This window comes from Rhodococcus sp. P3_B8 (genome assembly GCF_056402775.1).
Genome location: NZ_JBFUGT010000009.1, coordinates 1 through 26,719 on the forward strand (window position 1 = coordinate 1; position 26,719 = coordinate 26,719).

The following is a 26,719-nucleotide window of genomic DNA, read 5'->3' on the forward strand; positions in this document are numbered from 1 at the left end:
GCCGCGGACTCGACCGCGCCCGCAGCGAATGGGCGTTCCACGCCGCCGTGCACAACCTCGGCAAGATCCTCACCCACCTGACCGGCGGCACCCCGCTCCCGGCCACCCCCTGACCCGGCGGGGGCCACCCCCGCACCGGCACCCACCTCGGCACGAGACACCCGCACCCGGACCGCCCTCACTCAATTCCGCAACAGCCCCCCGGGCGTTAATAAGTACTCACAGGCCGAAGGCATATAGTTCATAGATATACTAAAAGCGGAGGTGGCGGGCACTGGGCCCGCCACCAGCTCGCGATAGGGTTCCCCCATGACCGATGACGCAGCGCCGGTGCCCGTCGAGGTACCGGACAGCCTCGACTTCTGGTCGTTCATCGAACTGGCGAACCGGCGCCTGAGCACGGAATACGGCTCGACGCACGAACTCGCCACCCAAGTCCTCCTGACGTTGAACCGCGCGTCGAACGTGGTGACGTACGACCTGGAGTCGTCGATTCACCGCCCGCGCGGCCTGTCGTGGTCGGCGTTCCGGCTGATGTTCGTGACATGGCTGGCCGGGCCCGTCGAGTCGAAGACGGCGGCCAAGCTCACCGGTATGAGCAGGGCGGCCGTCTCGAATCTGACGAAGACGCTGGTCGGTGGTGGTCTGATGGAGCGGACCCCGGACGAGCGGGACGGTCGGTCCGTCCAGTTGTCGCTCACCGAGAAGGGCCGGAGCGAGATCGGTGAGATCTACCGTGAGCAGAACGAGCGGGAACATGCCTGGGCGAGTGTTCTCACCGAACCGGAGCAGCGCATTCTCGTCATGCTGCTGGACAAGCTGATCACCAACCGCAGCCAGTTCGACGTCCGCGGGCGTAACTGACCCCTGCTGTGCCTCCCGGGAAATCTGTGCTTGCCATCACGCCCGTAATTTAGTTAATGTGTTTACTACTACGGACACGCACTTCTAGGGAGGCCGGTCATGGCGTTCTATCGGCACGTGGGCAACATCCCGCCCAAGCGGCACACCCAGCACCGTKACGACAACGGTCAGCTCTACTTCGAGGAATTGATGGGAGAAGAGGGGTTCTCCTCCGACTCCTCACTGCTCTACCACCGCCACATCCCGTCGGCGATCGTTGATGCCACCGTGTGGGACCTGCCCGACCAGAGCACGACACCCAATCATCCGCTCAAGCCGCGCCACCTCAAGTTGCACGACCTGTTCCCGGACACGGTCTGGGCCGACACCGACGTGGTCACCGGACGCCGGTTGATCCTCGGCAACGCGGACGTCCGCATCTCCTACGTGGTCGCCGCCAAGGAGTCGCCGCTGTACCGCAACGCGATCGGCGACGAGATGGTCTACGTCGAATCCGGTGCCGCCACCGTCGAAACCGTGTTCGGCGCGCTCGAGGCGAAGCAGGGCGACTACGTTCTCATTCCGATGTCGACCACCCACCGCTGGATCCCGCAGGGACCGGAACCGTTGCGTGCCTACGCGATGGAGGCCAACAGTCACATCGTCCCGCCGAAGCGTTACCTGTCCCGGTTCGGTCAGCTGCTCGAGAACGCGCCCTACTGCGAGCGCGACCTGCACGGGCCGTCCGACACGCTGCAGGTCGAGGGCACCGACGTGGAGGTGCTCGTCAAGCATCGGACGTCGCACGGGATCGTCGGCACGCGAATGGTGTACCCGCACCATCCCTTCGACGTCGTGGGCTGGGACGGGTGCCTCTACCCCTACACGTTCAACATCTCCGACTACGAGCCCATCACCGGGCGCGTGCACCAGCCGCCGCCGGCGCACCAGGCGTTCGAGGGCAACAACTTCGTCATCTGCAATTTTGTGCCCCGCAAGGTCGACTACCACCCGCTGTCGATTCCGGTGCCGTACTACCACTCGAACGTCGACTCCGACGAGATCATGTTCTACGTCGGCGGAGACTACGAGGCGCGCAAGGGTTCCGGCATCGGCCAGGGCTCGATCTCGATTCATCCCGGCGGCCATGCGCACGGTCCGCAGCCCGGCGCGTACGAACGCAGCATCGGGGCCGAGTTCTTCGACGAACTCGCCGTCATGGTCGACACGTTCCGCCCGCTCGAACTCGGCGAGGGTGCCGTGGCGTGCGAGGACTCGGGCTACGCGTGGACGTGGGCAGGGCGGGGGCCGACGCCGTGATCTCCGCCCTCTTCGCCGGTCTCTGCGACGACGCCGCCCTCTTCCCGCCCGGAAACGCACCCCTGCCCGACGCCCTGCCCGCGCACGCCGGACATTTGTCGGCGCCGTACGCGGATCTGGTCGGTCCCTTCGTCTTTCCGGTCGCCCGGCTGGGCGAATTGACCCCCGGTGCGCTCGAACTGAGCCTGACGCTGCCCGGCGGTCCGGCCACGCTCGAACCCGCACTCGACCGCCTCGCGCAGATCGACGGTGCCACCGCGGTGGCACTCGAGATCGCGGTGCCCGCAGACCAGACGGCCGCGGAGTTCTTCGCTGCGATGGACGCCGTCGAGGCGCTGACCGCCGGGCTCGACGTGTTCGTGGAGGTGCCGCGTGGCGAGCGCCGGCCCGACTTCCTCGCCGCACTGACCGGCGGCCCGTTCGCGGCGAAGTTCCGCACGGGTGGCGTGGTCGCCGAGGCCTACCCGGACGAGACCGAACTCGCCGCTGCGCTGCACACCGTCATCGCGTCGGGAATCCCGTTCAAGGCCACCGCCGGACTGCACCACGCCGTCCGCAACACCGATCCGCACACGGGATTCGAACAGCACGGTTTCCTCAACGTGCTGCTCGCCACCCGGCACGCACTCGGCGGCGCCGGCGTCGACGAGGTGGCCGCCACCCTCGCCGGACGTGACGGCACACCGCTCGCCCGCGAGCTGCGCGACCTCCCGGCCGACGTCGTCGGCGCCGTTCGCACCGCCTTCCGATCCTTCGGCACGTGCAGCATCCTCGAACCCCTCGAGGATCTCGTCGCACTGCACCTCGTGCCGTCTTCCGTCCTCGCCTCCGCAGATCAAGGAGCCCACGCATGACCGTCCTCGACATCCCCGCAGATTCCCTCTTCGGAATCGAGAACCTGCCGTACGGCGTGTTCTCGACCGCCGACTCGACCCCACGGGTCGGAGTGCGGGTGGGAGATTCCGTCGTGGATCTCGCCGCCGCACTGGGTGACGACGTCTTCGCACAGCCCACCCTCAACGCCTTCATGGCGCAGGGCCGGGCCCGCTGGACCGAGGTCCGCAGGCAGATCACCGAACTCGTGCAGGGCGACGTCGCCGACACCGCGGTGTTCGCCGTCGAGGACGTGACGATGCACCTGCCGGTGGCCGTCGCCGACTACGTCGACTTCTACGCCTCCGAGTACCACGCCACGAATCTCGGGCGACTGTTCCGCCCCGACTCCGAGCCGCTGATGCCCAATTGGAAGCACCTGCCGGTTGGATACCACGGGCGGTCGAGCACCGTCATCGTGTCCGGCACGGACGTCATCCGGCCCTGCGGGCAGCGCAAGACCCCGGCTCAGGACGCCCCCGACTTCGGGCCGTCCCGCCGCCTCGACATCGAGGCCGAGATGGGCTTCCTCGTCGGTGTCCCGACGAAGCTGGGGGAGACGATCACCCCGGATCAGTTCGCGGAGTATGTGTTCGGGGCGGTCGTCGTGAACGACTGGTCCGCCCGCGACATCCAGGCCTGGGAGTACGTGCCGCTCGGCCCGTTCCTCGGGAAGAGCTTCGCGACGTCGATTTCTCCGTGGGTGGTTCCGCTCGACGCGCTCGAGGCGGCCCGCATCGACACCCCGACGCAGGATCCGCAGCCGCTGCCGTACCTGCGCGGCGAGGAGAAGTGGGGCCTGGACATCGACCTGGCCGTCGAATGGAACGGACACGTCGTGTCGCGTCCGCCGTATGCGCAGATGTACTGGTCGCCGGCGCAGATGCTCGCACACACCACGATCAACGGCGCCGCTGCCAGCACGGGCGACCTGTTTGCGTCGGGCACCATCTCCGGACCCGAGAAGGATCAGCGTGGTGCGTTCATCGAACTGACCTGGGGTGGACAGGAACCTGTCGTCGTCGGGGACGAGAAGCGCACGTTCCTCGAGGACGGCGACGAGATCGCCATCTCCGCCACCGCACCGGGCCCGAACGGCACCCGCATCGGCTTCGGTGAGGTGCGGGCCCGCATTGCTCCGCCCGTGAGTACTTGTTAACCGCGGGCGGTTGATAAGTACTCACGGGTGGTAGGCAGTAGTCATGACCGAGAACTTCGTTGAGACCACTGCCGAGCCGGACACCGGCGTCGCGTTCCTCACCCTGAACCGCCCCGAGCAGCGGAATCCGCTGTCGTCCGAGGCCATGCGGGACGTCACCGCGGCGCTCCGGAAGCTGGGCGACGACGACACCACCCGCGTCGTCGTCATCAGGGCTGCAGGACCGGTGTTCTCCGCAGGCCACGACCTGAAGGAGATGATCGGCCGCACACTCGAGGAGGAGCAGGCCATCTTCGACACCTGCGTCGAGATGATGCAGACCGTGCAGGACATTCCCCAACCGGTCATCGCGTCCGTCCAGGGCGCGGCCGTCGCGGCGGGCTGTCAGCTCGCCGCGTCGTGCGACCTGGTCGTCGCGTCGTCGAACGCCGTGTTCGGGACGCCGGGGGTGAAGATCGGCCTGTTCTGCTCCACCCCGATGGTGGCCCTCAGTCGTGCGATCGGACGTAAGCGTGCCCTGCAGATGCTGCTCACCGGGGAGACGATCGGGGCGGAGACCGCCGCGGACTGGGGGCTGGTGAACCTGGTCGTGGCACCCGAGGAACTCGACGCGCAGACCCGGACTCTCGCCGCGAAGATCACGAAGGCCAGCCCGCTCACGGTGAAGATCGGCAAGCAGGCGTTCTACCGGCAGATCGAGCTCCCTCAGGGCGAGGCCTACGCGGCGATGGCGGAGACGATGGCCACCAACGCGATCACGTGCGACGCCCAGGAGGGCATGCAGGCGTTCGTCGAGAAGCGCACACCGCAGTGGCAGGGAAAATAGCGCGCGCTGTCTGCATTGCGCGGTCCAGCGAACCGGCGAAGGATCAAGTGTGCAGTGGCTGCGGCCGCGGGCCGTCGGTGCCCGCTGACGGTGGACCGCGACGGGTCGGTCACCGAGATCGTTCTCACTGCGGGGCGACCGTCCCGCGGGAGGTGACTATCGATGTTCATCCAGGTTATTCAAGGAAAGGTGTCCGACGAGGCCGGCCTACGCCGGTGCATGGACCGCTGGACGGAGGACGTGCGACCGGGAGCGACGGGCTTCCTGGGCTGCACCCAGGGATTGTGCGACGACGGAACGTTCATCGCACTCGCGCGGTTCGAATCGGCCGAAGCGGCCCGGCGTAACAGCGAGCGTCCTGAGCAGGGCGCGTGGTGGGCAGAGACCGAGAGGTGCTTCGAGGGTGCCGTGTCGTTCATGGACTGCCCGGACGTGATGGAGTGGATGGGTGGCGGCTCGGACGACGCGACATTCGTTCAGGTCATGGAGGGGCACACCACCGACGCGAGCCGGATGCGGGAGCTGCTGGAACAGGCCGAACCCCAGGTTCATCAGCTGCGCCCGGAGATCCTCGGCGGAACGTTGTGCACGTACGGCGACGGCGGGTATGTCGAGGCGGTGTACTTCACCTCGGAATCGGAGGCTCGCGAGCACGAGAAGGTCGAGATCCCGGACGACCTGAGGTCGTTGTTCGAGGAAGAGGGGCGGTTGATGGGCGACGTGTCGTACTACGACATGCACGAGCCGATGCTGGTGCCTGCAGGGCGGTAGCCGAAACCTCCGGCAAGGTACTTGGACGTCCTATAACCTTCGTGCATGAGTCTGGATGCGCGTACCGATACCGTCGACGGAGTGCTGCGGCGCTCGGCCGCCAAGTTCCCCGACCGCCGGGCACTGACGTTCGAGGACCGCACGTGGACGTACCGTGAACTCGACGACGCGGTCAGCCGGGCGGCCGCCTACCTGCAGTCGCTCGGACTGTCGGCCGGTGAGCGGGTGGCCGCGTACGGCACGAACTCGGACGCGTACACGATCGGGTTCCTGGCCTGCGCGCGTGCGGGTCTCGTGCACGTCCCCGTCAACTATGCGCTCGAGGGTGACGAGCTGACCTATCTGGTGTCGCAGTCCGGGAGCGCCGCCGTGCTGGTCGATCCGGCGCTGAGGGGCACGCTCGACTCGGTCCGCGGCGTCCTCGATCTGCGCCACGTGATTCCCCTGCGCGACGCCGAAGACTCGCTGCTCGCCCACAGCGGCTCCGGCGAGGTCCCCGTGCTCGCGGTGCCGGTCGCGGCCACCGATCTGGCGCAGTTGCTGTACACGTCCGGGACGACGTCGAAGCCGAAGGGCGCCATGATGACTCACGGCGGGCTCGTGCACGAGTATGTGTCTTCCGTGATCGCCCTCGCGCTGAGCGACGGCGACAATCCGCTGATCTGCATGCCGCTGTACCACTCGGCGGGCATGCACGTCTTCCTGATGCCGTACCTGTCGGTGGGCGCCTCGGTGAATCTGATGCAGACCCCGGACATTCCGGAGATCCTGCGGCGCATCGAGGCGGATCGCATCGGCTCGCTGTTCCTGGCGCCGACGGTGTGGGTGCCGCTCGCCGGACATCCGGATCTCGGGACCCGCGACCTGTCGTCGCTGAAGAAGGCGCAGTACGGCGCGTCGATCATGCCGGTGACGGTGCTGAACAAGCTGCGTGAACGCTACCCCGACCTCGGCTTCTACAACTGCTTCGGACAGTCCGAGATCGGTCCGCTCGCCACGGTGCTGCAGCCGGGGGAACACGAGGACCGGCCGTCGTCGTGCGGCAAGGCCGTGTTCTTCGTCGAGACGCGGGTGGTGGACCCGGACGGCAACGACGTTCCGGACGGCACGCCCGGTGAGGTGCTCTACCGTTCACCCCAGCTGTGTCTGGGGTACTGGGACAATCCCGACGCCACCGCGGAGGCGTTCCGCGACGGCTGGTTCCACTCGGGGGATCTCGTGACGCGGGACCCGGAGGGGTACATCACCGTCGTCGACCGCATCAAGGACGTCATCAACACCGGCGGCATCCTGGTGGCGTCGCGGGAGGTCGAGGATGCGGTCTACACGCATCCGGACGTGGCCGAGGTCGCGGTCATCGGGACGCCGGACGACAAGTGGATCGAGGCGATCACCGCGGTCGTGGTGTTGCGGGAGGATGCCGCCGGCGTGACACCGGACGGGTTGATCGCCCACGTCAAGGAACGTATCGCACCGTTCAAGGTGCCCAAGCAGGTGGTGTTCGTGGACGAACTGCCCCGCAACCAGAGCGGGAAGCTGCTCAAGCGGGAACTGCGGGCGACGCTCTGACTACTTCCTGGTCGATGCCCGCTCGATCAGCTCGACCGGGAGTTTCACCGATTCCACGTCGTTGCCCGCGATGATCGACAGGAGATGACGCACACCCGTCGCGCCGATCAGGCGCGCGGGTGAGCGGACGGTCGTCAGCGGCACCGGCAGCTGGGCGACCACCGGAATGTCGTTGTACCCGACGAGCGCGAGGTCGTCGGGGATCCGCAGCCCGAGGTCGCGGGCGACGCCGAGGACGCCGATCGCGATGGTGTCGCTGACGGTGAAGATCGCCTCGGGACGCGAATCCGACTCGAGGAGAACGGTGGCCGCGGCGACACCGCCGGACACGTCGAAGTCGGAGCGGACGACACGATCCGGGCGGAGTTCGATGCCGTTCTCGGCCAGTGCGGCGCGGAATCCGGCGAGGCGGTCGCGGGAGGTGCTCGCATGGTCGGGGCCTGTGATGACGGCGACCTCGGTGAAGCCGCGGTCGAGGAGATGGCGTCCGGCGAGGTAGCCGCCCCGGTGGTCGTCGCCGGACACGAACGGCAGACCGACGTCGGCGTGCCGGTTGAGCTGCAGCATCGGCAAAGCCCCCACCGACAGTGAGTCGACGAATTCGCGGCCGGGACTGTGCAGGCTGCTGAGCAGCAGGCCGTCCACCTGCCTGCTGACGAGGAACTCGATGGCGCGGCGCTGGGCGTCGAGGTCGTCCGGTGGGCTCGACAGCAACACCGAGTAGCCGGCCTGCGTGGCCGTCTCCTCGATGCCCTGGAACATGGTCGCGACCACGCCGTCGGTGAGTCGCGGCATGACGACGCCGAGGGTGGTGGTCTTGCGTGTCCGCAGGCTCGCGGCCCACAGGTTGGGCTGGTAGCCGAGTTCCACCGCCACCTCGCGCACCCGCAGCGCGGCCTCGGACCAGCCGTCGGCGGGTTCGGGCTGCCGGAGCACCCGGGATGCCGTCGACACGTGGACGCCGGCGCGTTCGGCGATCTCGCGGAGGGTAGGCGGACGCCCGGAGGTGCGTGTCGGGCGGTCCGGCTGGTTCACGGGCAATCCTCGCGCTCGGGGACGGGGGCCGGCGGGTGTCGTGGTTGACGGCTGCCGGAACGCGCCTTAGTCTACGTGACGAAATCGTTCGTGCAATCGTTCTCGCGAACGTTTGCACATCAGCCCCACCGGCCCCGTGGAGGAACAATGTCCGACTCGCAGTCCCTGTCCCAGCTGTTCGCCCTCGACTCGCTGCTCGACACCGAGGAGATCGCGATCCGCGACACCGTGCGCCGATTCGCGGACGAGAAGATCCGGCCCCACATCGGCGAATGGTTCGAAGCGGCGGCGCTGCCCGTGCGTGAACTGGCGCAAGGGCTGGGCGAACTCGGCGTGCTCGGTATGCACCTCGACGGATACGGCTGCGCCGGCATGAGCGCCACCGCCTACGGCCTGGCCTGCCTCGAACTCGAGGCCGTCGACTCCGGAATCCGCAGCCTCGTGTCCGTCCAGGGCTCGCTGGCCATGTACGCGATCCACCACTACGGCAGCGAAGACCAGAAGCAGGAATGGCTGCCCCGGATGGCCGCCGGCAAGGCGATCGGCTGCTTCGGACTGACCGAGCCCGACTTCGGCTCCAACCCCGCAGGCATGCGCACGGGCGCCAAGCGGGACGGTGACGACTGGATCCTCAACGGCACCAAGATGTGGATCACCAACGGATCCGTCGCCGACGTTGCCGTCGTGTGGGCGCGCACCGACGACGGCATCCGCGGATTCGTCGTGCCCACCGACACCCCCGGCTTCTCGGCGCCCGAGATCAAGCACAAGATGTCGCTGCGGGCGTCCGTCACCTCGGAGCTCGTGCTCGAGGACGTCCGGCTGCCCGAATCCGCGATGCTGCCGGAGGCCAAGGGACTGTCCGGTCCGCTCGGCTGCCTCAACGAGGCCCGGTTCGGCATCATCTTCGGTGCGATGGGCGCCGCCCGCGACTGCCTCGAATCGGCCATCTCCTACGCGCAGGACCGTCAGGTCTTCGACAAGTCGCTCGCCGCCTACCAGATCACGCAGGTCAAGATCGCCGACATGGCCCTCGAGGTCGGCAAGGGCCACCTGCTGGCGTACCACCTCGGACGTCTCAAGGATCGCGGCGTGGCACGTCCCGAGCAGGTCAGCACGGGCAAGCTGAACAACGTCCGCGAGGCCATCGCCATCGCCCGCGAGTGCCGCACCATCCTCGGCGCCAACGGAATCACGCTGGAATACCCCGTGATCCGCCACGCCAACAACCTCGAGTCCGTGCTCACCTACGAGGGGACGTCCGAGGTCCACCAGCTCGTGATCGGCAAGGCGCTGACGGGCGAGGCAGCGTTCCGGTGAGAAGTGCATCCCTGGATGGCCTGCTGATCGCCGACTTCGGACGGGTGCTCGCCGGGCCGTACGCCACGATGCTGCTCGCCGATCTCGGCGCCGACGTCGTCAAGATCGAGCGCGCCGGTGTCGGGGACGACACCCGGCAGTGGGGGCCGCCGTGGGTGGGCGACGAATCCACCTACTTCCAGTCCGTCAACCGCAACAAGCGGTCCTTCGCCTGGGATCTGCGTGACCCCGCCGACCTGCAGCAGGCGCGGGAACTGGTCGCCCGGGCCGACGTGGTGGTGGAGAACTTCCTTCCCGGCACGATGGACCGGCTCGGGCTCGGCTACGACGCCGTGCGGGAGATCAATCCCGACGTGGTCTACTGCTCCGTCACCGGGTTCGGCGGCGAGAACAACCTGCCCGGGTACGACCTGCTCATCCAGGCCGTCGGCGGGTTGATGAGCATCACCGGTCCCGAACCTGGCGTTCCGACGAAGGTCGGGGTGGCCGTCGTCGACATCATCACCGGACTGCACGCCGCGGTCGGGATCCTGGCGGCGCTGCGTCACCGTGACCGCACCGGGGAGGGGCAGCGGGTCGAGGTGAACCTGCTGTCGTCGCTGCTGTCCGCCCTCGCGAACCAGACGTCGGGGTACGTGGGTGCCGGTGTCGTCCCGCAGGCGATGGGCAACCGGCACCCCAGCATCGCGCCGTACGAGGTCTTCCGGACCGGCGACCGTCCGCTGGTGCTGGCGGTGGGGAACAACCGTCAGTTCGCCTCTCTCGTCGAGGTTCTCGGTGTGCCCGAACTCGCCGGCGACGAGCGGTACGCGACCAACACGCAACGGGTGGCGCACCGCGAGCAACTGGTCCGGGACATCACCGCGGCGCTGTCCGCGGGCTCGGCGGACGAGTGGTTCGAGAAGCTGACCGCGCAGGGTGTCCCGTGCGGTCCGCTCAACGACATCGCCGACGCAGTGGCGCTCGCCGAGCGGCTCGGGCTGAATCCGGTGGTCGAGATCGACGACCCCCGCAGGGACCGGCCCGTACGTCAGGTGGCGAACCCGATCCGGCTCAGCGCCACCCCGGCGAGCTACCGCAGCGCGCCGCCGCGGCTCGGCGAGGACACCCCAGCCGTGAGTACTTGTTAACCGCCCGCGGTTAACAAGTACTCACGGGGGCTCTTCCCTAAGGGAGTGTTAGGAAGGCTCCGCGGCCCTTCCGTATCGATGTGACGTGACCCACTGTGGTGTGAACGCAGAGATCCAGAGCATCGAGAGGAGTCCCGCGTGAGCACCACATCGACGGGTGAGCGCCGAGTCATCGGCAATGTTTTGAAAGGTTCGGTCGGCAACCTGATCGAATGGTACGACTGGTACGTCTACGCGGCGTTCAGTGTGTACTTCGCGAAGGAGTTCTTCCCGGAAGGCGACACCACCGCGCAGCTGCTTTCCACGGCAGCCGTTTTCGCGGTCGGATTCCTGATGCGGCCGATCGGCGGCTGGATCATGGGACGGTACGCCGACCGGCACGGACGCCGATCGGCGCTCACCCTGTCGGTGACCGTGATGGCGGCGGGTTCGCTCGTCATCGCCGTCACGCCGTCCTACGCGAGCATCGGGCTCGTGGCACCGGTCCTTCTGGTGATCGCCCGGATGCTGCAGGGACTGTCGGTCGGCGGCGAGTACGCCACCAGCGCCACGTACCTGGCCGAGGTCGTGTCGCCCGGCAGGCGCGGGTTCTACTCGAGCTTCCAGTACGTCACGCTTGTCGCCGGGCAGCTGATCGCACTGGGTGTGCAGATCATCCTGCAGCTGACGTTGCCTGCGGAGGCCATGCAGTCGTGGGGCTGGCGGATCCCGTTCCTGATCGGCGCCGCCGGTGCCGTCGCGGTGATGTGGCTCCGTCGCACGATGGACGAGTCGGAGGCGTTCACCGACGAGGTGGAGGCGAAGCGTGACGCAGACTCCTCGGACGGTGGGCCGAAGGAAGGTTCGCTCCGGATGCTGCTGCAGTACCCCCGCGAGTGCCTGCTGGTGTGCGCCCTGACGCTCGGTGGTTGCGTGGCGTTCTACACGTACACCACGTACATGCAGAAGTACATGATCAATACGTCCGGCATCTCCAAGGACACGGTGGCGTGGATCAACTTCGCTGCCCTGCTGGTGTTCATCGTGTTGCAGCCRATCGGCGGCGCACTGTCCGACCGCATCGGTCGCCGGAAGTTGCTCATCTTCTTCGGGATCGGCGGAACCGTGCTCACCGTCCCCCTGATGACGGTGCTCGGGACCACGACGAACCCCCTGGTCGCGTTCGGCCTGATGATGCTGGGGCTGATCGTCGTCACCGGGTACACGTCGGTGAACGCGATCGTGAAGACCGAGCTGTTCCCGACGAAGGTTCGCGCGCTCGGGGTCGGGCTGCCGTACGCGCTCACGCTGGCGATCTTCGGCGGAACGGTCGAGACCGTCGCCCTCGCCCTGAAGCGGGCCGGCCACGAATCGCTATTCTTCTACTACGTGACCGGGTGCATCGCGATCTCGCTCGTCGTCTACTTCTTCATGCGTGAGACTTCGGACGGTTCGCCGCTCGACCGGACGACCAGCCGGGAGGACACCCCGGACGACGACGTCGAGCTGGTCGACTCGCGGAGCTGATCGAAGGGAAGAGAAGTGCAGATCGCGGTGGTCGAGGACGACGACGGAGTCGGCGACGCACTCGTGGAAGCATTGGCCACCCACGGCCACGAGGCGGTGCGCATGCGGCGCGGCTCCGATCTCCTTCTCGGCCATCGCGGTATGGACGCGGTGATACTCGATCTCGGTCTCCCCGACGCGGACGGCCTGCAGGTGCTCCGGCAGCTGCGGGCCGTCAGCGACGTTCCGGTGGTGATCCTCACCGCCCGCGACGACGAACGGTCGGTGGTGCGGGGCCTGCGGGGCGGGGCGGACGACTACCTCGTCAAGCCGGCGCGGCTCGCGGAATTGCTGGCGCGGCTCGACGTCGTGACCCAGCGTCGCCGCGCGACCGCGGCCTCGGCCGAGCAGACGGTCACCGAGGGTGACGTGGTGGTCGATCTGGCGGCACGCGAGGTGGAGGTCGGCGGCGCTCCGGTCGCGTTGACGGCCAAGGAGTTCGAGCTTCTCGAGGTGCTCGTCACCCGTCCCGGTGCCGCCGTGAGCCGCCAACAACTGATGGATGCGGTGTGGGGCGACGCGTACGTGGCCATCTCACGCACCCTCGACGTGCACATGACCGGGTTGCGCGCGAAACTGGGCCGGCCCGGGCTCATCTCGACCATCCGCGGGTACGGCTACCGCTGGGGCACCTGACGTGCGCCGCCGTGTGCTCGCCGTCCTGCTGGTGTTCGCGGCCGTCGCGGTGGTGGCATTCGCCGTCCCGCTGGCGCTGGCCACCAGCGCCGGGAGAACCCAGGCCCTGCGGCTGAGCAGGGAGGCGGACGCGACGCATTTCGCCAGCCTCGCCGGACAGACCCAGGCCCCCGGAAGTACCACGCTGCTGCGGGAGGAGGTGGCCCGCTACCACGAGTTGTACGGCGAGGGCGTCCTCATCGTCGACGCGCGAGGCAACCTCCGCGCGGGCGCCGGACTGTCGCCGGACGACGCCGACGTCGCCGCGGCGGTCACGGCGGGACTGCGCAACCAGAAGCAGGGGATCAGCGGTTCGCTGACACCGTGGTCGGCGGACCGTGTCCTGTCGGCCGTGCCCGTCGGAACGGGCGCGCAGGTGGACGGTGCCGTCGTCCTGGACGTGTCCACCCGCGCCGCACGGGAGTCCATCCGGACGTCGTGGGTGGTGATCGTCGCAGGGGCGCTCGTCGCGCTGGCGGCGGTCACCGCGGTCGCGATCGCGCTGTCCCGGTGGACCGTTCGTCCGCTCGGGGCGCTCACCGCCAGGGTCGGCGCCCTCACCGACGCCGTCCCGTCGCCGCGTCCGCGGGCGCGGCGCAGCACGGGGCAGCCGTCCGGCAGCTACACCGGGCCACCCGAGGTTCAGGAACTCGCGAAGGCGTTCGACACCATGTCGGGCGCCATCCAGGCGTCCGGTCAGGCGCAGCGGCAGCTGATCGCCGACACCGCCCATCAGCTCCGAAACCCCCTCGCGGCCCTGCACATCCGGTTGGATTCCCTCGGCCCGCACGTCGCCGAGGCCGGGGCCGAGACGTACCGTCGCACGGGGATGGAGGTCGATCGGCTCGGCGGGATCCTCGACGGACTGCTGGCGCTGGCCGTCGCCGAATCGCCCACGGACTCCGCCGACGACGAGACCGCGCACGGCGGATGCGACGTCGGTGCCGTCCTCGCGGACCGTGCCGACGCCTGGACGGAGGCCCTCGCGGAGTCGGGGATGGACCTCGTGCTCCGGGAACCGGCCGAACCGCTGGTCGCCGACTTCCGGTCGAGTCACCTGGCGCAGGTCCTGGACGTCCTGCTCAGCAACGCGCACGCGTACGCCGGTCGAGGTTCGACGGTCCGGATCGACACGGGACGGTCGGCCGCGGGAATCGAGATCCGGGTGAGCGACGACGGGGCCGGGGTGAGMGAGGACGAGATCGGCAAACTGTCGTCACGCTTCTTCCGCGGGTCCGGCGCGGCGCAGCAGGGCACCGGGCTCGGGTTGTCCATCGCGACCGCGCTCGTCGAGGGCGGCGGTGGGGCGCTGACGATCGCCGCGGAGCAGCCACACGGACTCCGGGTGACGCTGACACTGCCGGCGGTGGCGCCGTGATCACCCGACGTGCACTTCTACGCGGCGTCGTCGCCGCCGGAGCGACCGCGGCCACCGGTTCGCTGCTCGCCGCGTGCTCGGACAGCGACCGCGATCCGCTGCGACTCGCCGCCGGAGAGGAGGGCGGATTCTTCTGGGAGTTCGCCCAATTGACGGCCCAGGCCGCGGAGCGTGCCGCACTGCCGGTGAGCATCGTCCCGGTCCGCACCGCGGGGTCGATGGACAATCTGGCGGYGCTGGCATCCGGAGACGCGGAACTCGCCCTGAGCCTCGCCGACGCCGCCGTGGCGGCTCTCGAGGCCGGCGCCGGGTTCACCGCCATCGGCAAGGTGTACGAGAACTACATGCAACTCGCGGTGCGCGCCGATTCCGGGATCTCGGACACCTCGCAACTGAGAGGTACCCGAATCAGCCTGGGTGCCACAGGCTCCGGCGCGGAACTGACGGGCGAACGGATCCTCGAGGTGCTCGGTCTGGCGGGTCCGGGAGACGTGACGCGTCTGCACCTGTCGATGACCGACGCGGGGCAGGCCCTGCGTGACGGCACCGTCGACGCGGTTCTGTGGGCCGGCGGAGTGCCCACGCCGTCGTTCGCGAATCTCGGGATCCCGCTGCGTCTACTCGACCTGTCTGCCGAACTGGAATTGCTGCGGGAGCAGTTCGGCCCGCGCTACGAGCCGGTGCTGATTCCGCCCGGAACGTACGGACAGCAGGCGTCGGTCGCGACGATCGGTCTCGCGAACCTGCTGCTCGCCGACCCGGCCGTCTCGGACAGCGCCGCCGGCGCCATCGTCGAGGTGCTCATCGACCACGCGGCGGAACTGGTGCCGGATCAGGCGACCGGCAGCCAGTTCCTGGACCGGCAGTCGCTGATCGTCACCGCGGGGGTTCCACTGCACCCCGGCGCGGCCGCGGCGTACCGCAGACACCACGGCTGAGCCGGTCGATCACTACACCTGGTCGATCACTGCACCTGGGCGACGACGAAGATGCGCCGGAACGGGAAGAATGTGCTGCCGTCCGGTCGCCGGGGGTACGCCTCGTCGAGTAGCGGGACGAGTTCTTCGCGGAACCGGTCCCACTCCGGCGCCGAGAGGGCGTCCTTGACCGGGCGGAGCGCGGTGCCGGTGATCCACTCCAGAACCGGGTTCTCCCCGGTCAGCTGCTGCACGTACGTGGTCTCCCAGGCATCGACGGCGCACCCGGCGTCGGCGAGTAGACCGGCGTAGTCGGTGGGATCGTCGACGACCTTGCTTTCCCGGAACGGCGCGTCCGGCAGCAACCGGGACCATCGGTCGCTCGAAGCGAGGTCCCGGACGACTGCGTGCGAGGGCGCGTCGAAGTTGCCGGGAACCTGCACTGCGATCCACGCCCCCGACGGCAGCTGAGCCGGCCAGCGACGCAACAACTCCCGGTGTTCGGGCACCCACTGCAGGGCGGCGTTGGAGACGACGACGTCCGTGTCGGGCTTCGGCGTCCAGTCGCGCACGTCCTGCCTGCCGGCGTCGAGGCCGCGTTCACGCGCGGCCTCGACCATCTCGGGTGAGCTGTCGGAGGCCTCGAGGACGGCGTCCGGCCAACGTTCGGCCAGGCTGACGGTCAGGTTTCCCGGGCCGCAACCGAGGTCGACGACGCGGCGCGGTGACCGCGCGTCGACTCGCGACAGCAACTCGTAGAACGGGCGCCCGCGATGGTCCGCGAAGGCGAGGTACTTGTTCGGATCCCACATATAGTCCTCCTCGCCTGAAACAGTACGCCCATACTGTTGGCGTGTGGGGTCAGAGGCCGAGATCCTTCGCGATGATCGTCTTCATGACCTCGCTCGTGCCGCCGTAGATGCGGGAGACGCGGGTGTCCGCGTACAGGCGCGCGATGGGGTACTCGAGGATGTAGCCGTATCCGCCGTGCAGTTGCAGGCACTTGTCGATGACCCGGCCCGCGGCCTCGGTGCAGAACAGCTTCGCCTTCGCGGCATCCGCCACCGTGAGTTCGCCGGCGTCGTGCAGTTCGAGCGCCCGGTCGGCCATCAGCTGGATCGCCTCGACCTCGGTGGCGCACTCGGCGAGCACGAACTTGGTGTTCTGGAACGCCGCGACTGGCTTGCCGAACACCTTGCGCTCCTTCACGTACGCGATCGCGTGCTGCAACGCCGCGGCCGCGGTCGCCGACCCGCCGAGCGCGATGGAGAGGCGTTCCTGGGCGAGGTTGTGGGTGAGGTAGCTGAAACCGGCACCTTCGTCGCCGAGTCGGTCCGCCACGGGCACCTTGACGTCGGTGAAGGACAGTTCGGCGGTGTCCGAGGCCTTCAGGCCGATCTTCTCGATCTTGCGACCCACCGCGAAACCCTCGGACGTGGTGTCGACGACGAGGATGGTGAGACCGGCCCGGCGGTCCTCGGGGGTGCTGGGCGCGGTGCGGCACACCACGAGGATCCGGTCGGCGAGCGCGCCACCGGTGATGAACGTCTTCGCGCCGTTCAGGACGTAGTGCGACCCGTCGTCGGACAGCTTGGCCGACGTCGCGATGTTCGCGAGGTCCGAACCGGTTCCCGGCTCGGTCATCGCGATGGCGAACATGATGTCGCCGGACGCGAATCCGGGGAGCCACCGCTGCTTCTGCTCGTCGTTCGCGTACTCGAGCAGGTACGGCAGGATCAGGTTGGTGTGCACCGAGTAGCTGCCGAACGTGACTCCGGCGGCCGCCGTCTCCTCGCCGACCACCGCCGCGAACTTGAAACTCTTCTCACCGCCGCCGCCGAACTCCTCCGGCACCTGGATGCCGAGTACCCCGAGCTCCCCGAGACGACGGTAGAAGTCGCGCGGGGGATGCCCTTCGCCCTCCCACTCGTGGTGGACGGGGGCGACTTCCTTGGCGATGAAGTCGCGGATCGTCTTCCGGAACGCGTCGTGATCTTCGTTGAACACCGTACGCTGCACGGGCTTTCTCCTTCGAATTACAGTGCGTAACTGCGTAGTACGACCTTGCCGATGATTATCTTCCGTACCTCGGAGTGTTCGTCGGATCGAAAGTCTGGGCGAGGCGGCTCATGGGATGAGAATGCCCGATCCGCGGGGGTCCGGCTAGGGGCGTTCGGCTATCGGTCGGATAGCGCAGTCCAATGCACGCGTGGCTCCTCGACTCTGCCGACACATAGGCAGACGTAGCCGGTGCCTTCGCCGAGTGCGTATTGATCACGGGCACCCCGGTACGTTGAATGAACCGTGACACTGTGACCCACGCCACCCCGCTTCCGAAGGGATCACCACGTGACCCGCTCCACTGCCATCCTCGACCGGACCGTCGCCATCGGTTCCGAGTCCCGCAGCCGCGCTTGGGGCCTGACCGGGCTCCTCGTGCTGCTCTACGTCGTCAACTACGCCGACAAGGCCGTCCTCGGCATCATCGCCCAACCCCTCGCCCACGAGCTGGGACTGAGTGCCTCGCAGATCGGGCTGGTGGGAAGCCTCTTCTTCCTGACCTTCACCGTCGGCGGATTCTTCGCCGGCGCGCTGAATCGCTGGATGTCGCTACGGTGGGCGCTGCTGCTGCTCGCGATCGCCTGGTCCGTCGCGATACTCCCGCTCGTGGTCGTCGCGTCTTTCGCGGTGCTGCTGGTCAGCCGCCTGCTGCTCGGGCTCGCGGAGGGGCCGAGTTCCGCGCTGCTCCACACGGCGGCGTACTCGTGGCATGCACCCGCCAAGCGCGGACTGCCGAGCGCTCTGCTCGCCGGTGCCGCGTCCATCGCCAAGATCGCCGTCGCGCCTGCTCTCGCATTCGTGACCGTCACGTTCGGGTGGCGCTACGCGCTGGTCGCGCTGGCGGTCATCGGGGTCCTGTGGTGCGTCGTGTGGCTGACCGTCTGGAGCGAGGGCCCGTACATTCGCAGCGGCAAGGGCGCCGATTCCGCGGCCTCCGGTGACGCGGGCGAACCGGCGGTGCCGTGGGGTCGCATCTTCCGGACCCGGACGTTCATCAGCGGCGCGCTTCTCGTCATGAGCGTGTACGCGCTGGTCGCCGTGGTTCTGACGTGGCTGCCCTCGTACTTCGAGGTGGGCCTCGGATACAGCCGCCTCCAGGCCGGCTCGATGTTCGCGTTCCCGAGCATCGCCGGGCTGATCCTGATGCTGCTCTCGTCCGTGATCGGCGACCGTCTGCTCGCACGCGGTTCGACGTCCCGCGTCGTCCGCGTCATCGTCCCCGCAGTCGGGGTGCTGATCTGCGGAGCGATCCTGCTGGCACTCCCGTCCATCACCGCACCCGCCATCGCCGTCCTCGTCGTCTCCGTCGGCTACGGCTTCGCCGCGTCGGTGTTCCCGCTGCTCAACGCGGCGATCTCGGAGATCTGCCCGCCCCGTCAGACCGCGGGCACCCTGGGCGTCTTCCTCGCCGTCATGGCGATCGGCGGCCTCGTCGCCCCCTACGCGACGGGTCTGATCGTCGACGCGGCTGCCTCGCCCGCCGAGGGTTACGCCACCGCGTTCCAGTCGCTCGGCCTCATCGCCGCCCTCTGCGCGGTCGGCGCCCTGGTCTTCGCGAACCCCGAGCGCGACAAGACACTCGTCCGGGGTGACGCTGCGGACATAGGCACGAACTAACCCTCTGATCGGCCGAAAGTCGTTGTGCTGACGACATCGCCCGTGATTGATTCGAGTGACCCCCTCAGATCGAAGGAACACACCATGCGCGATGCAGTGATCGTCGACGCCGTCCGCACGCCCATCGGGCGGCGTGGCGGTTCCCTGTCCGGAATCCACCCCGCAAATCTGTCGGCGCACGTCCTCGAGGCCCTCGTGGCGCGCACCAATCTCTCTCCGGAGGAGATCGGCGACGTCGTCTGGGGCTGTGTCAGCCAGGTGGGGGAGCAGGCAGGCAACGTCGCCCGCACCGCTGTGCTTGCCGCCGGCTGGCCGGAGACGGTCCCGGGCACCACGCTCACCCGGGCGTGCGGATCGAGCCAGCAGGCCGTGAGCTTCGCCGCCGCCGCCGTGATCGCCGGCCACGAGGACGTCGTCGTCGCCGGTGGTGTGGAGTCCATGAGCCGGGTTCCCATGGGCAGCGCCAGCAAGAACGGCGAGCACTTCCCGGCGGCCGTCCTCGACCGGTACGGCGTCGACGGGTTCAGCCAGGGCACCGGCGCCGAGATGATGGCCGCGAAGTGGGGGCTCTCCCGTCAGGTGCTCGACGAATACGCGCTGCGATCCCACGAACTCGCCGCGCACGCCGCGGACCGGGGCTCATTCGACGGGCAACTCGCACCGCTCTCCGACGTCCTCGCCGGGGACGAGGGGATCCGCCGCGGCGGCACGCTAGAGTCTCTCGGCAAGCTGAAGACCGTGTTCAAGGAGGACGGCGTGATCCACGCCGGCAACTCCTCGCAGATCTCCGACGGCGCCGGTGCGCTGCTCGTCACGACGAGCGAGAAGGCCGCGCAACTCGGTCTGACCCCGATGGCCCGCATCCACACCTGTGCCGTTGCCGGCGACGACCCGGTGATCATGCTGACCGGACCCATCGCCGCGACGGAGAAGGCACTGTCCCGGTCCGGACTGAAGATCGACGACATCGGCGCATTCGAGGTGAACGAGGCCTTCGCTCCCGTCCCGCTGGCGTGGCAGGCGGAGACCGGCGCCGCGACGGACCGGCTGAACCCGCTCGGTGGCGCCATCGCCGTCGGTCACCCGCTCGGCGGTTCCGGCGCGATCCTCATGACCCGACTCGTCCACCACATGCGGGACAACGGCATCCGGTACGGACTGCAGACCATGTGTGAGGCGGGCGGCCTCGCCAACGCCACCATCCTCGAACTTCTCTGATCCGACAACACTTTTCGAAGGGAACACCCGCACGATGGAACTCAAGGGAATCTCGACCGCGGTCACCGGCGGCGCGTCCGGTCTCGGACTCGCGACGGCACGCCGCCTCGTCGACGCAGGCGCTCAGGTCACGCTCATCGACCTCCCGAACTCCGACGGGGAGGCGGCGGCGAAGGAACTGGGCAGCGCCGCCCAGTTCGCTCCCGCCGACGTCACCGATTCCGAGCAGTTCGCGGCCGCACTCGACGTCGCCGACGACCGTGGTGGCCTGCGCGGCATCGTGCACTGCGCCGGGGCGGGACGCCGGATGCGCATCCTCGACTCCGACGGCAAGGCAGGCTCCGTCGAGGACTTCGAGTTCGTGATCCGGCTCAACCTCGTCGGTTCGTTCAACGCCCTGCGCCTCGGCGCGGAACGGATCGCGCGGCAGGAGGAGATCGACGGCGAGCGCGGCGCGGTCGTGCTGACGGCGTCCGTCGCCGCCTTCGAGGGTCAGATCGGCCAGATCAACTACACCGCATCGAAGGCCGGCATCGTGGGCATGACGGTCACCGCGGCCCGTGACCTCGCCAGCCGCAACATCCGGGTGTGCACCATCGCGCCGGGAATCATGGACACCCCGCTCCTCGCCCGGCTGCGCGACGACGTGCGCGCGTCGCTGGAGAAGTCCGTGCCGGGCCCGTCGCGTCTGGGCAAGCCCAGCGAGTTCGGGCAGCTCGCCTGCCAGATCCTCGAGAACGGCTACCTCAACGGCGAGACCATCCGCCTGGACGGTGCCATCCGCATGGCACCTCGCTGACGAGTAAGGGACCGAACGTGAATTCTGCTGCACCGGTACTGCATTACCCCGACCTGACGTTGGCGGCGTTTCCGTCCGGCATGGCGGACCTGTACGGAGACAAGGCCGCAGTGGTCGACGGCGACACGGTGTGCACCTACCGCGAGCTCGACCAGCGGTCGGGCGCGTTCGCCGCCGCCCTGCGGGACGCGGGGGTGACCGAGCGTGACGTGGTGCTCCTGCACCTCGGCAACTGCATCGAATTCGTCGTGGCCTACTACGGCGCACTGCGGGCCGGCGCGACCGTCACCCTGGTCAACCCGCTGCAACCCGGCCCCGGCCTGCGCTCGCAGATCGTCGACACGGCGGCGGTCGCCGCCGTCACCCAGCCCGGACAACTGGACACTCTCACCGAGGCGGCGAGCGGCACCACCGTCCGCACCATCGTGGTGGCCGGACTCCCCGCGGGCGTCGGTCGCGGTCAGTTCGGGTTCGAGGAGTTCGTCCGCGGATACGCCACCGCACCGTTCACCCCGAAGGTGTCCGGGGACGACGTCGCCCACCTCGCCTACACGGGCGGCACCACCGGGTTGTCCAAAGGTGTGCGGGTACTGCACCGCAACGTCCTCGCCAACGTGACCCAGATGATCGCCTGGCGCGCGGGTCACGAGGTGCGCGCCACCGCCGACGGCGGGATCGAACTGCGCCCCGTCGAGAGTCTCGGGGACCGCGGGGTGGTGCCCGGCGCGGGCGCGACCGTCGTCGTGTCGCCGCTGTTCCACGCGCACGCGCTGATCAACATGTCGTTCCTCCTGCTGTGCGGGGCGACCCAGGTGTTCGCCGGGCGGTTCGAGCCGGGCCGCATGCTGGAGTTGATCGAGACGCACCGCGCCACGTACATCACCGGCAGTCCGGCGATGTGGCATGCCGTCGCCACCCACCCCGACGCCGTCGTTCGGGACACCGACTCGGTGCGGGTCGTGTCGTCGGGTGCGGCGCCGATCGATCATGTGACGCTCGAGGCGCTGGTCCGGGCGTTCCCGTCGGCGAGCGTGGTCGAGGGGTACGGGCTGACGGAGGGCACCTGCCTGGTCGCCTCCGCACCGTTGACCGGCTCTGTCGCGTACAAGCTCGGCAGCGTGGGGCTGCCGGTGTTCGACACGGAGGTGCAGATCCGTGCCCAGGACGACTCCGGCGCCGTGCTGGAGGCCGGCACCCGCGGCAAGTTGTGGGTCCGCGGCCCGCAGGTCACGGACGGCTACCTGAACCATCCGGAGATCACGGCGCAGCAGTACGTCGACGGCTGGCTCGACACCGGTGACATCGCCTACCTGGACGAGGACGGGTACCTGTTCATCTGCGACCGCACCAAGGACATGCTGATCTACAAGGGCTACAACGTGTATCCGCGTGAGCTCGAGGAGATTCTGGTCTCGCATCCGGACGTGTCCTCGGCTGCCGTCGTCGGCAGGGAGGCCGGCAGCGTCGGGCAGGAGCCGGTGGCGTTCGTGGTGCCGATGCCGGACGTGACGATCGATCCGGATGCGGTGTCCTCGTTCGTCGCCGAGCGGGTGCTGCCGTACAAGAAGGTACGCGACGTCGTGGTGGTCGAGCAGCTGCCGACGTCGGCGGCCGGGAAGATCCTCAAGACGAAGCTGCGTGAGCAACTCGCCGCCGCGACGACCTAGCGTTTTTCTCCCGCTGGGTGGAAGCGACCCTGTGGAGCGCTTCCTACTTCCCCCTACCGTCCTGGTGGGGGGAAGAAGGGAGCGCCGATGGCATCGGCCGAGTCGATCGTGTACATCGTCGACGAGATGGTGGCCGAGCCCGGGCAGGCTCGCGCGTTTCTCGCCGACTACCTGGAGCGCTATGTGCCCGGCGCGATTGCGCGTGGCCTGACCCTCGACCGCGTGCTCGTCTCCCCGCCGGTATGGCTGGAGGACCAGTCGAACACCCTGACCGTCAGCTGGACTCTGCGGGGCGCTCGCGCGTGGTGGCGGCAGAGTCTTCTCGCACGCCACGATGCGGAGGTGCTCAACTGGTGGGCCGATGCCGACGAGTTCCTCACCACCCGGCGACGCACCGTCTCCTGCTTGCCCGCGGACGTGGCGGCGATGACTGATGTTTAAGGTGACCACGCTCGTTCACCTCGTCGCCGACGCGGATGCCTCCACCGGTGCGGCGTTGGCCGACAGGCTGCGCGAGATCGCTGCGCCCACGGCCCGGCGCGTTCTCGTGACTCCGACCCTGCCCGGCGGAATCAACGGGGGCGACGTGATCGCGCACCTGCACTTCGACGACGAATCCCACTGGCGCGCTGTCGAACCAGGCATCATCGCACAGCTACGCATCCCCGAGATCGGGCACATCGACAGCGTCGGTTACACGGGCGTGCCCACTCCCGCCCTGGGTCCTCTCGAACCGACCGTCTACCGGACGCTGTTTGTCTCAGTGGACGATTCGGTCGACCCGGCGGTGGTGGAGCGCTTCGAATCCGAGACGCGGGCGATGCCGACCCACATCCGCACGATCGGGACCTCGCAGCTGAGCCGGGTGCACGAATCGGCCGGTTCCGCGCGGTGGACCCACGTCTGGGAGCAGGAGTACGCGAACCTGGACGGGCTGCTCGGGCCGTACATGACACACCCCTATCACTGGGCGCACATAGATCGGTGGTTCGATCCCGAACGCGGGCCGCGGATCGTCACTCGGCTGTGCCACAGCTTCTGTGCGATCGACGGCCCGACCATCACGGTTGCTGCACCTGCCACTCCCCGCTGAACGCAGGGGGCCGCTTCTCGATGAATGCGCGTAGTGCGGCCGGAGCGTCGGTCGCAAAGTTGACCGCTTGCGAACGCGCCTCGTTCTCGAGTGCCTCCCGCAACGACGACGTCGTGCCGTCCTCGATCAGGCGTGTCGACTGCATGACGGCCACCGTCGGCGCCGCGGCAAGACTGGTCGCGAACCGGGCGACCGTGGCATCCAATTCGTCCGGCTCGACGAGCTCGCTGACCAGTCCCAGCGCATCCGCCTGCTCGGCGTCGATCATCTCGGCGAGCATGACCAGACGTTTCGCGCGGTGCAGTCCCACCATGCGCGGCAGGAGCCACGAGCCGCCGAAATCCACCGACAGGCCGCGCTTGGCGAAGATCTGGCTGAACTGCGCGTCGCGCGAGGCGATGAGCAGGTCGCACAGCAGCGCCAGGTTCCAGCCGGCTCCCACGGCGTAGCCGCGAACCTTCGCGATCAGCGGCTTGGGGAACTCGGCGACCGCCAGCGCCGTCGCGTTGATCTGGCGCATGCGGTTCAGCGGGTGCATGGGGGTGCGCTTGTCGAGGTCTGCGCCGGTGCAGAAGTCGTCGCCCGCGCCGGTGAGGACCACGACGCGGGTGGCGTCGTCGAGGGCGAGTTCGCCGAGTGCCTCACGCAACGCGATCCACGAGTCGAGGGTCATGGCGTTGCGCCGTGCGGGCCGGTTCAGGGTGATCGTCGCGACCGCGCCGTCCCGGCTGATCAGAACGTCGCGTTCGGCGGATTCGGTGCCTGTGGTCGAGGTGACGGTTTCGATGCTCATACGCGGCTCCAGACGTCGGCGCGGTTCTCGGCGCACGCCGGAGTGGTCGACGCCGTGCCGCCCAGCCAGTCGATCACCGGGGACGTTCCGCCGCAATGTCGTTCTGGGATACACCGGATGAGGTGAAACCTATGGTTACCGCCGAGTGTCATAGGTTCCGATTAACCGGACCATCAGCGATGTGTCTTTGTCCACGCCCGGACTGCGTGCTGAACTGGTCGGACCTGGAAGTGCTTGCATCAGAAGACTCCCCCTCATCAGGAGAACCGATGTCTCTACCCTCCGTGCTGTCCGATCGCCTGCGCCTGCCGGCTGTGGCCTCCCCGATGTTCATCGTCTCGGGTCCCGAGTTGGTGATCGCCCAGTGCACGTCGGGAATCGTCGGCTCCTTCCCCTCGCTCAACGCCCGCCCACAGCCCGTCCTGCGTGAATGGCTCACCCGCATCACCGAGACCCTTGCCAAGCACGACGCCAACAACCCGGAGACACCGTCCGCGCCGTACGCGGTCAACCTGATCATCCACAACAGCAACGACCGCCTCGACGAGGACCTCGCGACCATCGTCGAGTTCGAGGTCCCGATCGTTATCACGTCCCTCGGCGCCCGCGCCGAAGTCAACGAGGCCATCCACAGCTACGGCGGCATCGTCCTCCATGACGTCATCAACAACAAGTTCGCGAAGAAGGCCGTGGAGAAGGGCGCCGACGGCCTCATCGCCGTCGCGGCCGGCGCCGGCGGACATGCGGGCACCCTGTCGCCGTTCGCGTTGATTCAGGAGATCCGCGAATGGTTCGACGGGCCGCTCTTGCTGTCGGGCTCCATCGCTCACGGCCGCTCGGTTCTCGCCGCGCAGGCCGCCGGCGCCGACCTCGCCTACATCGGCTCCGCGTTCATCGCCACCGCAGAGGCCGACGCGGACCAGGGCTACAAGCAGATGATCGTCGACTCCACCGCGTCCGACATCGTCTACTCCAACCTGTTCACCGGGGTGCACGGCAACTACCTGCGCGGCAGCATCGAGGCCGCCGGACTCGACCCGAACAAGCTCGCCCACTCCGACCCGTCCGCCATGAGCTTCAGCGGTGGAACCGCCAAAACGAAGGCATGGCGCGATATCTGGGGGTCCGGACAGGGGATCGGCACCGTGCGCTCGGTGCAACCGACGGCGGAACTCGTCGACCGGCTCGTCTCCGAGTACGCCGCGGCCAAGAGCTACCTGCTCGCGCTGTAACCTTCCGCCCGCACGAGTTCGACGAACGCGTGCCCGACCGGGGAGAGCATGTCGGGATCGAATGCGATCCCGAAGGTGCGGGCAATCGTCGGCTCCGCGCGGCGGACCACCGCGCGGTCCTGGGCCGCCTCCGCGATCGACCGTTCCAGCAGGGTCCCGCCTATTCCCGCGAGTACCAGGGGAAGTCGCGCCTCGCGGTGATCGGACAGCGCCGCGAGAGTGGGGCGTGCGCCGGCGCGACGGATCGATTCCTCGATCTCATTGGCGACGGAGTGGCCGCGGGGGACGAAGACCATCGGGATGTCGGGAAGCGCGGCGAGCGGAACGGGACCGTCCGGGAGGTCGGTGCCCGGTGGGTACACGAGCCAGTACTCCTGTTCGCCGAGTTCGACGACGTCCAGGCGGGCGTCGTCCAGCGGTAGGTGGGCCACCACGAATTCGCAGTGGCCATCCTCGATCAGCGACCCGGCCTGTGCCTCGTCTTTCAATTCACCCAACCGGACCATCACATTCGGGTGGGTTCGCCGGAATTCGGTGACGAGGTCGACGAGGGGTCCGATCGCCAACGCCGGAAACGCCATGATGTCCAGTCGGCCGGCGAGTGCCCCGTCGGAGGTGGCGAGGAGGTCTTCGACGGCGGTGACGTCGCGCAGGATCTGCCTGCTCGGCCCGACCATGCTGCGCCCTGCGGCGCTGAGCACCATGCCCCGGCCGATGCGGTGGAACAGCTGCACACCCAGTTCCCGCTCGAGCCCGCGCAATGCCTGCGAGATGGTGGGCTGTGCGACACCGAGCGACGCGGCGGCCCCGTTGATGCCTTCGTGTTCCACGACGGCGAGAAAGTACTCGACCTGACGCAACTCCATGTGCTCAGTTCC

25 protein-coding genes are annotated in these 26,719 nt (G+C 68.3%); 20 read left to right on the forward strand and 5 right to left on the reverse strand.

The features are described 5' to 3' along the window. Window positions 1-309: 309 nt before the first annotated feature. The 7 genes from AC1D1G_RS06040 to AC1D1G_RS06070 all read left to right on the forward strand — a co-directional run bounded on the left by AC1D1G_RS06040 (window position 310) and on the right by AC1D1G_RS06070 (window position 7,361). Window positions 310-864, forward strand: coding sequence for a MarR family winged helix-turn-helix transcriptional regulator (locus AC1D1G_RS06040; protein WP_280780400.1), 555 nt, complete (start codon window positions 310-312; stop codon window positions 862-864). 99 nt (window positions 865-963) lie between these two features. Then, window positions 964-2,163, forward strand: coding sequence for a homogentisate 1,2-dioxygenase domain-containing protein (locus AC1D1G_RS06045; RefSeq protein WP_477951504.1), 1,200 nt, complete (start codon window positions 964-966; stop codon window positions 2,161-2,163). Continuing rightward, window positions 2,160-3,017 carry a hypothetical protein gene (locus AC1D1G_RS06050; protein WP_283353310.1) on the forward strand — a complete coding sequence of 286 codons (858 nt, stop codon included), beginning with the start codon at window positions 2,160-2,162 and terminating at the stop codon, window positions 3,015-3,017. The genes AC1D1G_RS06045 and AC1D1G_RS06050 overlap by 4 nt, the downstream gene beginning before the upstream one ends. Beyond that, on the forward strand, window positions 3,014-4,195 hold the full coding sequence (fahA, locus tag AC1D1G_RS06055; protein WP_280780398.1) for a fumarylacetoacetase: 1,182 nt from the start codon (window positions 3,014-3,016) through the stop codon (window positions 4,193-4,195). The genes AC1D1G_RS06050 and fahA overlap by 4 nt, the downstream gene beginning before the upstream one ends. Before the next feature lie 43 nt (window positions 4,196-4,238). Next, window positions 4,239-5,021 (forward strand): enoyl-CoA hydratase, encoded by a 783-nt coding sequence (locus tag AC1D1G_RS06060; RefSeq protein ID WP_283336284.1) that lies wholly within the window; start codon window positions 4,239-4,241, stop codon window positions 5,019-5,021. A 162-nt stretch (window positions 5,022-5,183) separates the two neighbouring features. Beyond that, entirely contained in the window at window positions 5,184-5,792 is a 609-nt protein-coding gene (locus AC1D1G_RS06065; RefSeq protein WP_005251516.1) for a hypothetical protein, read from the forward strand. A 45-nt stretch (window positions 5,793-5,837) separates the two neighbouring features. Next, window positions 5,838-7,361, forward strand: coding sequence for an acyl-CoA synthetase (locus tag AC1D1G_RS06070; RefSeq protein WP_477951505.1), 1,524 nt, complete (start codon window positions 5,838-5,840; stop codon window positions 7,359-7,361). On the opposite strand, the gene AC1D1G_RS06075 is transcribed toward AC1D1G_RS06070, so the two are convergent. Continuing rightward, window positions 7,362-8,396 (reverse strand): LacI family DNA-binding transcriptional regulator, encoded by a 1,035-nt coding sequence (locus AC1D1G_RS06075; RefSeq protein WP_283336287.1) that lies wholly within the window; start codon window positions 8,394-8,396, stop codon window positions 7,362-7,364. It lies immediately after the preceding gene. A 147-nt stretch (window positions 8,397-8,543) separates the two neighbouring features. Between AC1D1G_RS06075 and AC1D1G_RS06080 the strand changes: the two genes are divergently transcribed. From AC1D1G_RS06080 to AC1D1G_RS06105, 6 genes are all read left to right on the forward strand, one after another. Further along, the gene (locus AC1D1G_RS06080; RefSeq protein ID WP_283353255.1) at window positions 8,544-9,716 is read left to right on the forward strand and encodes an acyl-CoA dehydrogenase family protein; all 1,173 of its coding nucleotides are present in this window, start codon (window positions 8,544-8,546) and stop codon (window positions 9,714-9,716) included. Then, window positions 9,713-10,846, forward strand: coding sequence for a CaiB/BaiF CoA transferase family protein (locus tag AC1D1G_RS06085; RefSeq protein ID WP_283353256.1), 1,134 nt, complete (start codon window positions 9,713-9,715; stop codon window positions 10,844-10,846). The genes AC1D1G_RS06080 and AC1D1G_RS06085 overlap by 4 nt, the downstream gene beginning before the upstream one ends. Before the next feature lie 138 nt (window positions 10,847-10,984). Beyond that, window positions 10,985-12,352 (forward strand): MFS transporter, encoded by a 1,368-nt coding sequence (locus AC1D1G_RS06090; protein ID WP_477951506.1) that lies wholly within the window; start codon window positions 10,985-10,987, stop codon window positions 12,350-12,352. 15 nt (window positions 12,353-12,367) lie between these two features. Then, window positions 12,368-13,027, forward strand: coding sequence for a response regulator transcription factor (locus AC1D1G_RS06095; RefSeq protein WP_005261382.1), 660 nt, complete (start codon window positions 12,368-12,370; stop codon window positions 13,025-13,027). A 1-nt stretch (window position 13,028) separates the two neighbouring features. After that, on the forward strand, window positions 13,029-14,444 hold the full coding sequence (locus tag AC1D1G_RS06100; protein WP_477951507.1) for a sensor histidine kinase: 1,416 nt from the start codon (window positions 13,029-13,031) through the stop codon (window positions 14,442-14,444). Continuing rightward, window positions 14,441-15,382 carry a TAXI family TRAP transporter solute-binding subunit gene (locus AC1D1G_RS06105; protein ID WP_477951508.1) on the forward strand — a complete coding sequence of 314 codons (942 nt, stop codon included), beginning with the start codon at window positions 14,441-14,443 and terminating at the stop codon, window positions 15,380-15,382. The genes AC1D1G_RS06100 and AC1D1G_RS06105 overlap by 4 nt, the downstream gene beginning before the upstream one ends. 26 nt (window positions 15,383-15,408) lie before the next feature. On the opposite strand, the gene AC1D1G_RS06110 is transcribed toward AC1D1G_RS06105, so the two are convergent. Both AC1D1G_RS06110 and AC1D1G_RS06115 read right to left on the reverse strand, forming a co-directional pair. Continuing rightward, a complete protein-coding gene (locus AC1D1G_RS06110; RefSeq protein WP_283353259.1) occupies window positions 15,409-16,173 on the reverse strand; it encodes a trans-aconitate 2-methyltransferase in 765 nt (254 codons plus the stop codon). 49 nt (window positions 16,174-16,222) lie between these two features. After that, window positions 16,223-17,380 carry an acyl-CoA dehydrogenase family protein gene (locus AC1D1G_RS06115; RefSeq protein WP_280780387.1) on the reverse strand — a complete coding sequence of 386 codons (1,158 nt, stop codon included), beginning with the start codon at window positions 17,378-17,380 and terminating at the stop codon, window positions 16,223-16,225. A gap of 330 nt (window positions 17,381-17,710) precedes the next feature. On the opposite strand from AC1D1G_RS06115, the gene AC1D1G_RS06120 reads away from it, so the two are divergent. The 6 genes from AC1D1G_RS06120 to AC1D1G_RS06145 all read left to right on the forward strand — a co-directional run bounded on the left by AC1D1G_RS06120 (window position 17,711) and on the right by AC1D1G_RS06145 (window position 23,816). After that, window positions 17,711-19,039, forward strand: a complete 1,329-nt coding sequence (locus tag AC1D1G_RS06120) for an MFS transporter (protein WP_477951509.1) — start codon at window positions 17,711-17,713, stop codon at window positions 19,037-19,039. A gap of 84 nt (window positions 19,040-19,123) precedes the next feature. Continuing rightward, a complete protein-coding gene (locus AC1D1G_RS06125) occupies window positions 19,124-20,257 on the forward strand; it encodes a thiolase family protein (RefSeq protein ID WP_280780386.1) in 1,134 nt (377 codons plus the stop codon). Between the two features lie 34 nt (window positions 20,258-20,291). Then, entirely contained in the window at window positions 20,292-21,056 is a 765-nt protein-coding gene (locus AC1D1G_RS06130) for an SDR family NAD(P)-dependent oxidoreductase (protein WP_005261389.1), read from the forward strand. Window positions 21,057-21,073: 17 nt separating this feature from the next. Beyond that, window positions 21,074-22,723, forward strand: a complete 1,650-nt coding sequence (locus AC1D1G_RS06135) for a class I adenylate-forming enzyme family protein (protein WP_477951510.1) — start codon at window positions 21,074-21,076, stop codon at window positions 22,721-22,723. Window positions 22,724-22,810: 87 nt separating this feature from the next. Next, window positions 22,811-23,164: a hypothetical protein gene (locus tag AC1D1G_RS06140; RefSeq protein WP_477951511.1), complete on the forward strand. Its 354-nt coding sequence runs from the start codon at window positions 22,811-22,813 to the stop codon at window positions 23,162-23,164. Next, complete coding sequence (locus tag AC1D1G_RS06145) at window positions 23,157-23,816, forward strand: Dabb family protein (RefSeq protein WP_477951512.1); 660 nt, start codon at window positions 23,157-23,159, stop codon at window positions 23,814-23,816. The genes AC1D1G_RS06140 and AC1D1G_RS06145 overlap by 8 nt, the downstream gene beginning before the upstream one ends. Here the strand turns inward: AC1D1G_RS06145 and AC1D1G_RS06150 are convergent. Continuing rightward, the gene (locus AC1D1G_RS06150) at window positions 23,785-24,609 is read right to left on the reverse strand and encodes an enoyl-CoA hydratase/isomerase family protein (RefSeq protein WP_477951513.1); all 825 of its coding nucleotides are present in this window, start codon (window positions 24,607-24,609) and stop codon (window positions 23,785-23,787) included. The two genes, AC1D1G_RS06145 and AC1D1G_RS06150, sit on opposite strands and share 32 nt — an antisense overlap. 269 nt (window positions 24,610-24,878) lie before the next feature. On the opposite strand from AC1D1G_RS06150, the gene AC1D1G_RS06155 reads away from it, so the two are divergent. After that, window positions 24,879-25,841 carry an NAD(P)H-dependent flavin oxidoreductase gene (locus AC1D1G_RS06155; protein WP_477951514.1) on the forward strand — a complete coding sequence of 321 codons (963 nt, stop codon included), beginning with the start codon at window positions 24,879-24,881 and terminating at the stop codon, window positions 25,839-25,841. Here AC1D1G_RS06155 and AC1D1G_RS06160 read toward each other — a convergent pair. Further along, the gene (locus AC1D1G_RS06160) at window positions 25,823-26,707 is read right to left on the reverse strand and encodes a LysR family transcriptional regulator (RefSeq protein ID WP_280780380.1); all 885 of its coding nucleotides are present in this window, start codon (window positions 26,705-26,707) and stop codon (window positions 25,823-25,825) included. The two genes, AC1D1G_RS06155 and AC1D1G_RS06160, sit on opposite strands and share 19 nt — an antisense overlap. Window positions 26,708-26,719: the final 12 nt, after the last annotated feature.